13 protein-coding genes are annotated in these 13,904 nt (G+C 60.6%); 6 read left to right on the top strand and 7 right to left on the bottom strand.

Features of this window, described 5'->3' with window-relative positions:
* Positions 1 to 9 precede the first annotated feature (9 nt).
* Positions 10 to 981 (bottom strand): YVTN family beta-propeller repeat protein, encoded by a 972-nt coding sequence (locus NCG91_RS11480; protein ID WP_034760259.1) that lies wholly within the window; start codon positions 979 to 981, stop codon positions 10 to 12.
* 197 nt (positions 982 to 1,178) lie between these two features.
* Here NCG91_RS11480 and NCG91_RS11475 point away from each other — a divergent pair, with 197 nt between their 5' ends.
* Together NCG91_RS11475 and NCG91_RS11470 are read left to right on the top strand one after the other, a co-directional pair.
* Positions 1,179 to 1,535: an FKBP-type peptidyl-prolyl cis-trans isomerase gene (locus NCG91_RS11475; protein WP_034782471.1), complete on the top strand. Its 357-nt coding sequence runs from the start codon at positions 1,179 to 1,181 to the stop codon at positions 1,533 to 1,535.
* A 199-nt stretch (positions 1,536 to 1,734) separates the two neighbouring features.
* Positions 1,735 to 1,989 (top strand): acyl-CoA-binding protein, encoded by a 255-nt coding sequence (locus NCG91_RS11470; protein WP_034782468.1) that lies wholly within the window; start codon positions 1,735 to 1,737, stop codon positions 1,987 to 1,989.
* A 139-nt stretch (positions 1,990 to 2,128) separates the two neighbouring features.
* On the opposite strand, the gene proX is transcribed toward NCG91_RS11470, so the two are convergent.
* The 4 genes from proX to NCG91_RS11450 all read right to left on the bottom strand — a co-directional run bounded on the left by proX (position 2,129) and on the right by NCG91_RS11450 (position 6,388).
* Positions 2,129 to 3,187 carry a glycine betaine/L-proline ABC transporter substrate-binding protein ProX gene (proX, locus tag NCG91_RS11465; RefSeq protein ID WP_251349786.1) on the bottom strand — a complete coding sequence of 353 codons (1,059 nt, stop codon included), beginning with the start codon at positions 3,185 to 3,187 and terminating at the stop codon, positions 2,129 to 2,131.
* A gap of 9 nt (positions 3,188 to 3,196) precedes the next feature.
* Positions 3,197 to 4,300 (bottom strand): glycine betaine/L-proline ABC transporter permease ProW, encoded by a 1,104-nt coding sequence (gene proW / locus NCG91_RS11460; RefSeq protein ID WP_251349785.1) that lies wholly within the window; start codon positions 4,298 to 4,300, stop codon positions 3,197 to 3,199.
* Positions 4,297 to 5,529: a glycine betaine/L-proline ABC transporter ATP-binding protein ProV gene (gene proV, locus NCG91_RS11455; protein ID WP_099668215.1), complete on the bottom strand. Its 1,233-nt coding sequence runs from the start codon at positions 5,527 to 5,529 to the stop codon at positions 4,297 to 4,299. The genes proW and proV overlap by 4 nt, the downstream gene beginning before the upstream one ends.
* Before the next feature lie 574 nt (positions 5,530 to 6,103).
* Positions 6,104 to 6,388, bottom strand: coding sequence for a polyhydroxyalkanoic acid system family protein (locus NCG91_RS11450; RefSeq protein ID WP_077400202.1), 285 nt, complete (start codon positions 6,386 to 6,388; stop codon positions 6,104 to 6,106).
* 200 nt (positions 6,389 to 6,588) lie between these two features.
* On the opposite strand from NCG91_RS11450, the gene NCG91_RS11445 reads away from it, so the two are divergent.
* The 4 genes from NCG91_RS11445 to NCG91_RS11430 all read left to right on the top strand — a co-directional run bounded on the left by NCG91_RS11445 (position 6,589) and on the right by NCG91_RS11430 (position 10,515).
* Positions 6,589 to 7,986 (top strand): gluzincin family metallopeptidase, encoded by a 1,398-nt coding sequence (locus tag NCG91_RS11445; RefSeq protein ID WP_251349784.1) that lies wholly within the window; start codon positions 6,589 to 6,591, stop codon positions 7,984 to 7,986.
* An 89-nt stretch (positions 7,987 to 8,075) separates the two neighbouring features.
* A complete protein-coding gene (locus tag NCG91_RS11440) occupies positions 8,076 to 8,363 on the top strand; it encodes a protealysin inhibitor emfourin (RefSeq protein WP_251349783.1) in 288 nt (95 codons plus the stop codon).
* Positions 8,364 to 8,695: 332 nt separating this feature from the next.
* Positions 8,696 to 9,019: a ferredoxin FdxA gene (fdxA, locus tag NCG91_RS11435; protein WP_010395176.1), complete on the top strand. Its 324-nt coding sequence runs from the start codon at positions 8,696 to 8,698 to the stop codon at positions 9,017 to 9,019.
* Positions 9,020 to 9,294: 275 nt separating this feature from the next.
* Positions 9,295 to 10,515 carry a polyhydroxyalkanoate depolymerase gene (locus NCG91_RS11430; RefSeq protein WP_077400193.1) on the top strand — a complete coding sequence of 407 codons (1,221 nt, stop codon included), beginning with the start codon at positions 9,295 to 9,297 and terminating at the stop codon, positions 10,513 to 10,515.
* A 66-nt stretch (positions 10,516 to 10,581) separates the two neighbouring features.
* On the opposite strand, the gene NCG91_RS11425 is transcribed toward NCG91_RS11430, so the two are convergent.
* Positions 10,582 to 11,265 (bottom strand): DOPA 4,5-dioxygenase family protein, encoded by a 684-nt coding sequence (locus NCG91_RS11425; protein ID WP_251349782.1) that lies wholly within the window; start codon positions 11,263 to 11,265, stop codon positions 10,582 to 10,584.
* Between the two features lie 42 nt (positions 11,266 to 11,307).
* Entirely contained in the window at positions 11,308 to 13,872 is a 2,565-nt protein-coding gene (locus tag NCG91_RS11420) for a TonB-dependent receptor plug domain-containing protein (protein WP_251349781.1), read from the bottom strand.
* Positions 13,873 to 13,904 lie beyond the last annotated feature (32 nt).

Here is a 13,904-nt window from a genome sequence, read left to right as displayed (position 1 = left end):
ACCTGCTCATCACATACGCGGCGAGTGGGTGGCGAAATACACGCCATGGGGCGAGCGGCCCACCGGTATGGTCTTGATCACCTTGCGCGTGGTCAAGTCGATCACGGCCACTTTCTTGATCCAGCGCAACGTTACCCACATGGTCTTGCCGTCCGGCGTGATTTCCATGCAATCGGGGCCGCCCGGCACATTGATGGTGCCCACGTTTTCCAGGGTTTGCTGGTCGATGATGTTGATGGTGTTCGACACGCGGTTCGAGACAAACGTCATGCGGTTGTCGCCCAGCGCGCGGAAATTGTGCGTGCCGGCGCCCGCCTTGATGCGCTTGACGGTCTTTTGCGTGCGCCAGTCGATCACTTCCACGTAATCGCTGCCCATGATGCCCACCAGCAAATGCTTGCCATCGGGCGTCATCGTGATGCCGGCCGGCGCCGGGCCGACAGGCATGGTCCATTTCACCGTTTGCGTGGCCAGGTCGATGGCGCTGACCTGATTGCTGCCCTGCTGCGTAATGAAAGCCATGGTGCTGTCGGCCGTGAACGCCATATGGCTGGGCAATTTTGGCAGCGGGATGCGCTTGGCCAGGGTCAGGTTCTTGCCGTCGTAGCGGTACAGGTCGATGCGGTCCAGGCGCAGGGAGTTCGAGATGAACCATTTCTGGTCCGGCGAAAAGCCGATCTGGTACGGGTCGAGGATGTTGCTGATGCGGCGCTGGATCTGGCCCGACACGGGGTCGAGGAAAATCAGCTCGTTGCCGACGGAACTGGCGACGATCAGCGACTTGCCATCCGGCGTTTCCATCAGATGGTGCGGTTCCTTGCCGACGGCAAAGGTGGACAGGGGAGCATAGGTTTTCTGGTCCAGCAGTTGCACCGTAGCATCACGGGAATTGAGCACCACCACCACTTCGGCTTGCGCCGTCGATATTGCGGAAACCAGGCACAGCGAGGAAAAAACAAGGCGGCGTAGACTGCGGAACATGGCAAAAATCACTGTTAAATACAAAACATGCATTTTACGTGGAACACTGTATTTATTGTGTGAAATCCCCCCTTAAATGCTGCCGGCAGCCACACATCGCCGTAATTTCCGTTTTTTCCCCGTGCCAGGCCTGGAATGGCGCTTTGCAACTCATTGCTCTACAATCTGAAGCTTTCATCGCCTACACAAGGATAATCATGACCACCACCACTACCGCTTCCGGCCTGCAATACATCGACACCACCGTTGGCGAAGGCGCTGAAGCGCAAGCCGGCAACAATGTTGTCGTGCATTACACGGGCTGGCTGCAAAACGACGACGGCAGCGCCGGCGCGAAATTTGACTCGAGCAAGGACCGCAACGATCCATTCGAATTCCCGCTGGGTGCCGGCCGCGTCATTCAAGGCTGGGACGAAGGCGTGCAAGGCATGAAAGTGGGCGGCAAGCGCCAGCTGATCATCCCGGCAGCACTGGGCTATGGCGCACGCGGCGCCGGCGGCGTGATTCCTCCGAACGCCACCCTGATTTTCGACGTCGAACTGCTGGGCGTATAAGCACCGACTCCGCAGCGCTCAAGCGACTGTACCGACGCCGCCCCTGTTCACGCAGCGGCGGCGTTTTTGTTTTGAGTGTGTCCTCTAATGCACGGCGCGCTTTTTTCACTATGATGTCAGGCACTGCAGCACGCACGGTGGCCACTCCGCCGGGCCTGCCGCACTTTTCCAGCGATTCCATCAGCACACAGGAGCCATCATGAGTTTACAAGAGCAATTCGAACAAGCGCAGCTCGATTCCAAGACCCTGTCCGAGCGTCCGGACAATATGACCTTGTTGAAAATCTACGCCTTGTTCAAGCAAGCGTCGAGCGGCGACGCCACGGGCGAGCGTCCTGGCATGACCGATTTCGTCAACCGCGCCAAGTTCGACGCCTGGGCGGCCCTGGCCGGCACCTCGAAGGAAGAGGCGCAACAGCAATACATCGACCTGATCGAAGACTTGAAGGATTAAACCTGAAAACGCCTGTTTTGCAGAGAAACAGGCCGAAAACGGCTGAAAACTCACCAAAAACCACAAAAAACAGGCTAAAAAAGCAAAAGTGGCTACCAAATCGGTAGCCACTTTTTTTACGCCTGTCTCAGCCGCAAACTTACTTTTTCGCCGCCGCCAGCGCTTGCGCGATCCAGCCGTCAAACGTCTGCTGGTGGAACTTGATCCAGCCAGCCGTATGGCGCGCGATATCGGCTTGCGTGTTTTCGCCGCGGCGCATGCGCTCGTTCTGCGCATTGATGTCCGCTACCGGCAATTGCATCACTTCGAACAGCCTGGCTGCGGCCGGATTCTTCTCCGCCCAGGCCTTGTTCGACACGATGCGCGCCGTGTTGACGGCAAAGCCGTAGTCGCTGCCATCGTCGAGGCGGGTATTCACCTTGTCCGGATTGGCCGAGAACGGCACTTTCAGCCAGACCACGTCCTTGCCCGGCACCAGCACGCCGCTGACCCAGTACGGCGTCCACGTGTAATACAGGATGGACTCGCCACGCTTGTAGCGGCCCAGGGTATCGGCGATCAGGGCCGCATAGCTGCCCTGCACATGCGTCACCGTCTCGCGCAATTTATACGCATCCATGTGGTTCTCGATCAGCGCTTCGCAGCCCCAGCCGGGGTTGCAGCCCGTCAAGTCGGCCTTGCCGTCGCCATCGTGGTCGAACAGCTTGGCCAGGGTGGGGTCGCGCAACTGGTCGATATTCGTGATGTTGTACTTTTCCGCCGTCGCCTTGTCGATCAGATAACCTTGCGCGGCAGGCCCCGCATACTGGCCCGTGCGCGACAGCTTGGCGTCGCCGCCCGCATTGTTATAGAAATCCTTGTGCATCGGGTCCCAGTGCACGGCCATGAAGGTGGCGTCACCGTTGGCAATCGCGATATGCGCCGTCGGGTATTCCACTTCCTTGATCGGCTGCACGTCGTAGCCCAGCTTTTCCAAGGCCTTGTCGACCAGCATGGTCTGGAAGGTTTCTTCCGCGATAGAACTTTGCAGCGGTTGCACCTTGACGCCCTTGCCGGGCAGCGCATCTGCAGCGGCGGCCGGCGTCTGCGCCATGGCCAGGCTGGTGGTCAGGGCCATGGCGGCGATCGCCAGGGCGGAAAACAGCTGGAACTTGCGTTGCGATTTTTGCGTCACTTTGAAATTGTCGATTTGATGCATGTGTATCCTTTATTGTGCGTTGGCCAGCGTTACTTGCTGTTCAACATTATTTTTCTCCGCATTGCCGCGCACCAGGCGCAGCACGAAACCGGCAGGACCCGTCTGGTACCAGTGGCGCACGCCGCGGCGTGGCTGGCCCATCGCTTGCGTCAAGCGGTCCAGGGTGATGGCCAGCAGCACGATGCCCAGGCCGCCCACGGTGGCCAGGCCCATGTCCAGGCGGCCGATGCCGCGCAATACCATCTGGCCCAGGCCGCCGACGGCGATCATCGAGGCGATCACGACCATCGACAACGACAGCATCAGCGACTGGTTGATACCGGCCATGATCGATGGCATGGCCAGCGGAAATTGCACGCGGGTCAGCAACTGCCACGGCGAGGCGCCATAGGCGCGGGCCGCTTCGATCAGGTCGGGACGCACCTGGCGGATGCCGAGGTTGGTCAAACGCACCAGCGGCGGCAGGGCAAAGATGATCGTCACGATCACGCCAGGCGCATTACCGATACCAAACAGCATCACCACGGGCACCAGGTAGACGAAGGCCGGCGTCGTCTGCATGGCATCCAGCAGGGGGCGCAGGATATTCTGCGCGCGGTCGCTGCTGGCAAGGAAGATGCCCAACGGCAAGCCGATGGCCAGGCAGAACGCCAGCGACGTCAAGACCAGCGACAAGGTCGTCATGGCTTCCGGCCAGATGCCCAGCATCGACACCAGCAGCAGCGCCAGCACGGTGCCGATGGCCAGGGTGCGGCTGGTAAATTGCCAAGCCAGCAAGCCGATGATGGCGATCACCGTCAGCGACGGGGCGGCCAGCAGCACGCCTTCCACGCCGGACAATACGCTGTCGATCGGTGCGCGCACGGCCTGGAAGAAGGGACGGAAATGCGCGACGACCCAGCCCAGGCCCTGGTTGATCCAGCTTTCCAGCGGCAGCGAGCCGTCGAAAATCTGCGTCAGGTGAAAGCCGGACGCATGTTCCGGCTGCACGGCAGGCGCGGCGGCGTCCAGCCAGGCGGTGCTGGCGTCGGTAGGCGGCGTCAGCGCCCAAGGATTGATTTGAGCGGCCTGTTCAACAACAGGTTCTACTGCGGAAACGGTGCTTGGGTTCATGCTTGTCCTTTCTGTTGTTGTTCGGCTATGGCTGGCGTGTCGCGGTCGAGGAACTTCAGCAAGGTTGTCTTGCTGATGGCGCCGCGGAAGCTGCCGTCATTGGCCACCACAGGGACGGCGTATGGCAGTTGCGCCACCTGGCCGAACAGGCCGGCGACTGGCTCATCTGCATTGATGGTCTGCACGTCGGGCAGATAGGCATGCGCCAGGCCCAGCGGTCCGACATGGCCGTCGAGCGCACTGCGCAGCGAATCGGCCGAGACGACGCCGAGGAACTTGCGCTGCGGATTGACGACGTAGGCAAACGCGCGATCCTGCTCTTCCAGCATCGACAGCGCGGCGCGCGAGCCGCGGCTCGGCGACTCGGACACGACGATCTGGCTCTTGCGGGCGATATCGCTGGCCTTGAAGACGGCCGCCGCATCGACGCCGCGCACGAAGTTGCGCACGTAATCGTTGGCAGGTTTACGCAGGATTTCTTCCGGCGTGCCCACTTGCACCACGTGGCCGTCTTTCATGATGGCAACGCGGTCGCCGATGCGCATGGCTTCGTCGAGGTCATGCGAAATGAAGACGATGGTGCGGCGCTTGATTTGCTGCAAGCGCAGCAGTTCCGATTGCATTTCCGTACGGATAATCGGATCGAGCGCGGAAAACGCTTCATCCATCAACAGAATCGATGGATCGCAGGCCAGCGCACGGGCCAGGCCCACGCGCTGCTGCATGCCGCCCGACAATTCGTCGGGATAGCTGGCGCCGTAGCCGTCCAGGCCCACTTGTTCCAGCGCTTGCTGGGCCAGCGCATGGCGCTCGGCCTTGGGCATGCCGGCCAGTTCCATGCCGAAGGCAGTGTTGTCGAGCACGGTAATTTGCGGCAGCAGCGCGAACGACTGGAACACCATGCTGATGTCCTTGCGGCGCAGGGCGCGCAGCTGGGCGTCCGGCAAGGTATTGATGTCGTTGCCGTCGATCAGGATGCGGCCGGCGGTCGGCTCGATCAGGCGGTTCAGCATGCGCACCAGGGTCGACTTGCCCGAACCGGACAGGCCCATGATGACGAAGATCTCGCCCGCTTCAATGGTAAAGGTGGCGTCGAAAACGCCGATGGTGCAGTCAGTCTGGGCCAGGATATCCTGCTTGCTGGCGCCCTGATGGACGAGTTCAAGTGCTTCTTCTGGCTTGTCGCCGAACACTTTGAACACATGGTCGATAATGATTTGTTTTGCCACGATGTGGTTCTCCCTCGATTTGACGAATGGAATGAAACCCAGCAAGCTGCCAGCTTGCGGCGGGAATCAGCAAACCCTGTTGCGTCGGCTACGCCACGGCGCAAAAAAGCGCACGGGAGCGACAGGAAACAGGGGGTGACACGCATGTGACCAGCGGATGGCCAAAGCCGGTGCCGGGGTGCCGTGTGCGTGCTAAAAGAGGCTGTGGTTCAGGACTTTTAACAACGCTAGCGCCATGCAAATACATGGCACCAAATGTATTTGACCGAAAAAAAATCGACCAAGCTACTTTTAACTGGATGCGGGTGTAAAACCCAATGAATTATTCACCACTCAGCGAGTGGGGAGTACTGCGAAGCAGAAGGTGAAACGCGGTGTAGCTGTTGTAAATATGACTCAAGTATAACGCAAAAAGCCGCCAAAGTCCAATGGCTTTCCAAATAGAAATGTGCTAGCAATGTTCGCCAGCGTACAGTCAGACGTGAAAAAGGCGAAAAGCGACGTGTTTTCATCGTCTTTTCGCCCATCGCTGCGACACGTTTTCTAGCACCAAACATGGCGCCAGACAAGCGGATCAAACTGGCTCGGCAAACACCTTGCGCATCTTTTCGGCGATCTTGCCTTCAATCGTGGAAGCGAAGGCGCTGAGCATGAAGCCCAGCTTGATTTGCAGTTGCGCCTGCTCTTTTTCCAGGGTCAGCGAACCATCGACGCCGCTACGCTCGAAGCGCAGCACATCGCCATCCCAGGCGCAGGCCAGGTCATATTCCTGGGCCAGCTTGTCGGCCACTTGCTGCGCCGCTTCGCGCGCCTTTGCTGCTGTCAGCTTATGTTGCTGAACTATATTTATATCCGCCATCAAACGATCCTTTTATTATAAAAACGGGTGCCATACGGCCAGCATCATACCAGCCGCCACGCGGCAGCCGCAGCCATGGGGAACGCCGGCACACGGAAAAAACCGCGCTTTCTTGCGCCGCACTTGCGCCGCATCAAACCGCAACCACCGAAGCAGGCCGACTATCTCCATTCCAGTTGCGAGTGTCTTGGAGAGCTACCATGGACCAGAAAGTCATCGTGCCGGTCGAAGCCGTGCTGACCCAATGCGTGTCCTTGCCTGTCGGCTATGTCCCTACCCCCTCTGCGCCCTACCGCCTGCACCGCAAGAATGCGCAACTGACCCTGCAGCCGGGTCCGCCCCGCCTGACGGACGCCACGGTCCGCAACCTGGCCGCCGTGCCCGTCGGTTCGCGCGTGCTGATCTGGAAGCAAGACCCGTCCGTGAGCGAGCTGGGCACGCGCAAGTCCTTCCTGCCCGGCCTGATACTGCAAGGTCCGCGCGACGCGCGCATCACCTTTGGCGAGCCGGGCATCGCCCAGGTCAGCCCGAACGCCTTTGGCGACTTCATCGTCTCGCCCAACACCGACCAATTCGACGCCGTACACACCTTTGCCATCGTGCGCATGACACTGACCATGTACCAGCGCGCGATGGCAAGCAACAACACGGCGCCGCCCCTGCCCTGGCAATGGAATAGCGCCAGCAATACGGCACCGCTGCGCGTGTTCCCGCACGGCTTGCCCAATGTCATGAATGCCTATTACAGCCGCAGCGACAAGGCCCTCAAGTTCGGCGACTTCATTCCCAGCGGCGCCACCGAGCGCGTCTACACTTGCCGTTCGCTCGACATCGTCTCGCATGAAACCGGGCACGCCATCCTCGATGGCCTCAAGCCGAATTGGCTGCTCAACAATAATCCACCGCAGACGGGCGGCTTGCACGAATCGTTCGGCGACCTGACGGCCATCTTCCTGGCCCTGTCGCAGCTGGACCAGGTCGAGGCCGTGATCGCGCAAACCAAGTCCGACCTGCACGACAAAACCTTCCTGGCCGACCTGGCGGAACAGTTCGGCCTGGCGCTGGGCCGGCCGAACGGCTTGCGCAATGCCGATAACGACATCAAATTGTCGGAGGCCGGCACGGAAGTGCACGCCATCTCGCAAGTGTTTACAGGCGCTATCTACGACATCCTGGCCGACATCTTTGCCCACGAACGCCAGCCCCAGCTGGAAGATGACGCGGCCGTGCTGCACCGTTGCGGCGACTACCTGCGCAGCCTGGTCTTGCGCGCCCTGGTGGCGTCCCCCGACCAGGCGGCCACGTACGCCGACGTGGCCGGTCATATGCTGACCCTGGCGCAAGCCGACGGCTTTACCAGCTACCTCGATTTCATCCGCAACAGCTTTACCGTGCGCGAAGTGCTCAAGGACAATGCCATGACGGAGGATGGACAAATGACCTTTGCCCCCGATGTCATCGACGAAGCGGGCGCCGTGCAAGACAGGCGCGCCTGCTGCGGTACCATGAACCATGCGGAATACAGCGAATCGGATCAATTGCTGGAAGCGGAGCGCGAAGCACTGGCGGCCTGGTGCCGCAGTTACGCCCCCCGGTAAGCGCCCCGCGCCGCAAGCCCGCCAGCGGTCAGCCGCAGGCGAAGGCATGCCGCATCATTTCCCCACCACCGTCCCCAAGAAGGAGCAGCATGAAAATTTCAGCCCGCAGCAGCGGCGGCTTTGCCGGCCTGAGCGAACAGTACGACATCGATACGCAAGCCCACCCGGCCGGCCCTGGGCTGGAAGCGACACTGGCCAGCAGCGGTTTTTTCACGCACCCGCAGGGCACGGGCGAACAGGTGGGCGCCGATATCCCCCATTGGCAGATCACCGTCGAGGCACCGGCCGCGCGCCGCACCATCACGTTTGCCGAAGATGGCAGTGCTGAAAATGCACGTTGGCAACAGTTGCTGACGCAAATACGCGCCAGCGCCTGATTGTTCTGGCACTTATTTTTACCGATCTTGATTTGGGTAAAACAAAAACACCACACGGCGAGCGCCCGCCTCGCCCGTCCTGTTCCCTGCAGCATCGGGCGACTGTCGCTTTCTTGCCGCGTTCTTCATGGTAACGTCCCGGATAGTCGCTGAATTGCACGCTCTGCGCGGCAACGGCGCTGCCAAAAAATGAATTTGCTTATATGTATTGTATATAAGCGGGATTTGTGAGAAATAGCGAATTGCCTTAAAATACAATGCTTTGCTTTAGTATGCGCCGCCGAGGTTCCTGCAGGCGCTACAGCACCTCCCCCCAAATTGATAGGACTGTTATGACCCACGTTGTCACCGAATCCTGCATCGCCTGTCGCTATACCGACTGCGTCGATGTCTGCCCGGTAGATTGTTTCCGGGAAGGCCCGAACTTCCTGGCAATCGATCCGGACGAATGTATTGACTGCGCAGTCTGCGTGGCAGAGTGCCCGGTGAACGCGATTTTCGCGGAAGAAGACGTGCCGGGCGACCAGCAAGCCTTCATCAAGATCAACGTCGACCTGGCCCGTAACTGGCCTTCGATCACCAAGACGAAGGCTGCCTTGCCGGAAGCCGAGCAATACAAGGACGTCAAGGACAAGCTCGACATGCTGGTGCGCTAAGCGCACGGCACTTGCCGCGGCGTTTCCGGCGGAGACACTGTTCTCCGCAGGGGCGTGGCGGTGAAAAAATGTACAAAAAGCAGCGGAAACGCTGCTTTTTTTGCTTTTAGAGCATCGTTGCAGGTCTATCCACGCAAGTGTGGCGCGCTGTCACACCAAAGCGCAAACTGTGGACCTATGCGCGGTAATGCACATTTTGTCCTCAACAAATATCGTAAAATTGGATTATGATATTTGAGCCGATATTGGCGCTTGGAATTAAACAAGGACTATATATGCTTTACCAACTGCACGAACTGCAACGCTCCTTCCTCACTCCGGTGATGCAATGGGCAGACATGTCCTCCAAGTTATTTACCAACCCGGTTTCTCCACTGGCCCACACCCCGTTTTCGCAACGCATCGCAGCCGGCTACGAGCTGATGTACCGCCTTGGCAAAGACTACGAAAAACCACAATTTGACATCAAATCCGTTCTCGTCCAAGGCGAGAACGTCGACATCCGCGAACACGTTGTCGTAACAAAACCGTTTTGCCGCCTGATTCACTTCAAGAAAGAAGCCACTGGCTTGCAACAGCCCAAAGTTTTGCTGGTTGCCCCCCTGTCCGGTCACCACTCGACCCTGCTGCGCGATACCGTGCGCGGCTTGCTGGCCGAGCACGATGTCTACATCACCGACTGGACGGACGCGCGCATGGTACCGCTGACGGAAGGGCCGTTCCACCTGGACGACTACATTTATTATGTGCAGGAATTCATCCGCCTGCTGGCGCCTGACTTGCACGTCATTTCCGTCTGTCAACCGACCGTGCCCGTGCTGGCTGCCATCTCGCTGATGGCGACGGCCAAAGATCCGCACATGCCGAAAACCATGACGATGATGGGCGGCCCGATCGACCCGCGCCGTTCACCCACGCAAGTGAACAACCTGGCGACGGAAAAGAAATTCTCGTGGTTTGAAAACACCGTGATCTACGCGGTGCCGCCGAACTACCCGGGTTTTGGCCGCAAGGTGTATCCGGGCTTCCTGCAGCACGCCGGTTTCATCGCCATGAACCCGGGCCGTCACGCGCAAAGCCATCGCGAGTTCTACATGCACCTGGTGACGGGCGACGACGAGCCGGCGGAAGGCCATCGCCAGTTCTACAACGAGTACAACGCCGTGCTGGACATGCCGGCCGAGTACTACCTGGAAACCATTAAAACGGTTTTCCAGGAATTCAGCCTGCCGATGGGCACGTGGAAAGTGGGCGGCCAGCTGGTGCGTCCGCAAGACATCACGAATGTGGCGCTGTTCACCGTAGAAGGCGAGCTGGACGACATTTCCGGCGCCGGCCAGACGCAGGCGGCGCATGACCTGTGTTCCGGCATTCCTGCCGAGATGCAGCAGGATTTCGTGGCGCCAAAATGTGGCCATTATGGCATTTTCTCGGGCCGCCGCTGGCGCGAAATCATTTGCCCGAAAATCGGCGAATTCATCCAGAAACATTCCTGATCCGCAGTATTTCAGGCAAAACGGCACGCCAGGCTACCCTGGCGTGCCGTTTTTTTTATGCCCGGCTCATGCGCGTGACGTTTCGACCTTCACCGTCGGGCGCGTATTGACAAAGATTTGCTCGACTCGCGGCTCGCCCGGCCCCGGTTTCTTCATCGCATAGCCATTCACGGGCTGCGAGCGGTTCACCCACAGCGCGTAATACAAATGGTCGGCGCGGGGATCTTCCGTGTTCGGGTGGATCAGTATCGTCAGGCCCAGGCTATTGAGTTGCAGCCACGGCACGATGACGGGCAGCAAGTCATTCGTGAAGCCAAAGTAAAACGACGGCGTCACGTGCGGGCCGCGCGGCTCCAGGTTCCAGTCGCCCAGTTCGATCTGGAAACGCTCGGCCGCCCACTTGCGTATCAGCGCCGCCTTCTGGTAACTGTCTTCGTCAAAATAGATATGCGCGTGATAGCTCTCGATATCCGTGTAGGCGCGCGGCTTTGCCGGCAAGGTTTCCTCGCCGGGCCGCACGCTGACGGGGCGCGGCGTGGGCGCCGTGTCCGTATGCTCGCCCCACGGGCTCTTGCCGGGTGCTGGTTTGGCGCGTTTGACGGCGCCATCCTGCGCCAGGGCCGTGCCGGCCAGGCCCGAAGCGGCCAATGCCGCCACGAGTCCCCCGCCGCGCAAGACCGTGCGGCGTTGCGGCGAGAGGAGATTGGCCCATTCCAGGTCGATGGCCGCGTGTTGATTGTTGTCAGACATAGGATTTCCTGTTCTTGATGATAAATATGGAGAGAAGGCAGATCAAAAGTGAACGGTGGCGCGGGCGTAGTAATAACCGCCCAGTACGCCCAACGGTCCCGAGTTGTCGTAAGCGCCCGTGTACTGCGCCAGATTCGCGGCGCTGCGCGCGTCGCGCGGCACCTGGCCCGGTTTCTGGTCGAAGACATTGTTGGCGCCCACCGTCACGTTGATGCGCTTGCTGATGTCGTAGCCGACGCTGACATCCGTCACGAAGGCGGCCTTCAGTTGGTAATCGCCGCCCGTGATGGCGTTCAGGCGCTTGAGCTTGCCGTAGCGCGTCTCGCGCACGTTGAACGTCCAGCCCGCCTTTTCATACGCCAGGGTGAGGATTTCCTTGTCGCGCGGCGCCCGGTACAGCAAGTCGTACTCGGCCGATTTGCTCAGGGTGCCGATATTCGGCAAGCCTTGCAGCACCGTCGGCAAGGCCGCCTTGCCGACCAGGCTCGTGTGGTTGATATTCGCGGCCGCCGTCCAGCGCAGCTTGCCGTCGGCCACGCGCAAGACATCCTCGGCCGTCAAATCGATGCCGCGCGTGCGCGTGTCGCCCACGTTGGCAAAGTAATGCGCGACGAGGCCATTGCCCACCGTCAGCCCCGCCGAGCGCAGCAGGTTTTCGATCACGCTTGCTTGCGCGGCCGTCAGCGGCCGGCCACTGCCGTCGAGCGCCACGCCCGAGCTGCGGTCGATACCGATGTTCGACGACACGCCCAGTCGGTCGCTGACCTTGATTTGATACGCGTCAACGGCCAGGCGCAGGGTGGGCGTAGGATTGAAGGTCAGCCCGGCCGACAGATTCGTCGATTTTTCCGGTTTCAGCGCTTGCGCACCCAGTGCCCGCGCGGCGGCCGAGTTCGGCTGCGCCAGGGTATACGGCACGCCCGCATGGTCGGAGGTGTTCGAATACGATTGCGTCACCAGGCTCGGCGCATGGAATCCATTGCTGACGGTGCCGCGTACGGCCACCGTGGGCGTGACGTCATAGCGGGCGGACAAACGGCCCGTCGTCTTGCTGCCGAAATCGGAATATTTCTCGGCACGCAGTGCCGTGTCGAGCAGCAATTGCGGCGTCAGTTTCGCGCCCAGGCCGACATACGCCGCATAGCTGTGGCGCGCCGTATCCGAAGCGTCGACGGGCAGGTAGCCGGCCAGCGCCGATGAGCCGCTGCCCTGCCAGGAAGCGGGTTCGCCCGGGCTGCGTTGCTGCGTTTCATGCGAATACTCGAGACCGACGCTCAGGTCGGCCGGCTCGCTCAATCCCAGCGGCACGGGACGGCGCGCGTCGGCGTTGGTGGTCGAGCGGCTGTAGCGCTGATTGCCGATGGTGAAATCCGTCTTGCCACCTGGATAGCTCAGCGAATAATTGGCCGAATTTTCCACGCCCACGTCGATATCGTCGCGTCCGTAAGTACTGCTGATATCCCAGTTCCAGCCCGCCGTCTCGCCCTTGACTCCGCCCGTCAGGGAAAAATCGCTTTCGCTCGTCGTTTCATACGGCGTGAAGCCGTCGGGATACACGGACAGCAAGCCTTTGTTGTTATTAAAAATGGTATTGGGCAGACGGAAATTCTGCGCCGAGCGGGCATTGCGGTGCGCGTACGTGCCGAAGCCATACAGTTGCACCTCGTTCGACACGTCATAACCGAAGTTGGCGCTGAGCGAGGCGGTCGTGCTTTGCGGCACGCCCGTATTGCGCCATGGATTGCTGTTGCGGCTTGCTTCTGCCGGGTTCGGCGAGGCGCCGGCCGGCAAGCTGTTGTTCGGTCCCAATTTCACCAGCTGGCCATCGCTGTTGCGCACGGCCGGATACGACAGGTAGCCGGGATTCAGGCCGAAATTGCGCACGGCGATGCCCTGGCGCTGGACTTCGGCACCGAAGTGCGCAAAGCCGTGTTCGCCCAGGCGCGTGCCGCCATCGATGCGCACGGAACCGTTCGTGCCGTCGCCGTCGTAGGTGGAGCCGAGTTGCGTGCTGAAGCTGCCCTTGTCATCCGCCTTCAGGATGATGTTGATGACGCCGGCAATGGCGTCGGAACCGTAGATGGCCGAGGCGCCGTCGCGCAGGATTTCCACACGGGCAATGGCGCCCGTGGGTATCAGGGCCAGGTCGGTGGCGACGGAACCGGGAAAACCATCCTCGTTGACGATGGCCGTCGTATGCCGGCGCTTGCCATTGACCAATACCAGGGTATGCGACGGGTCGAGGTTGCGCAATTGACCGGCACGCACGATGCTGCCCAGGTCCGGCTGCACGCGGGCTGGCAAGTTGAACGACGGCAAGGCCGTGTCCAGCGCATCGAGCAAGTTCAGCTTGCCCGTGGCTTGCAATTGCTGCGCGCTGATCACGTCGATGGGGGCGGCGCTGTTGGCCACCGTGCGGCCCGTGCCGCGCGCCCCCGTGACGATGACGGTGTCATACGGCGCGGCGGCCAGTGCGCCAGCGCCATCCGGCGCGGCCTGCGCGTGGACCACGCCAGGCGCCCCCAGCAGCAGTACGGCCACGGAGACGGCGTGCGCCAGTTGCCGCAAACGCGGGGCGGGGTCATGCTTGTGAATCGGTTCCAGCATACGAAAACATCCTTTCAAAGTCGTCAACACAG

It is taken from the genome of Janthinobacterium kumbetense, assembly GCF_023703445.1.
In the GTDB taxonomy this organism is placed as follows: domain Bacteria; phylum Pseudomonadota; class Gammaproteobacteria; order Burkholderiales; family Burkholderiaceae_D; genus Janthinobacterium; species Janthinobacterium kumbetense.
This window is presented reverse-complemented; position numbering and strand designations above follow the sequence as displayed.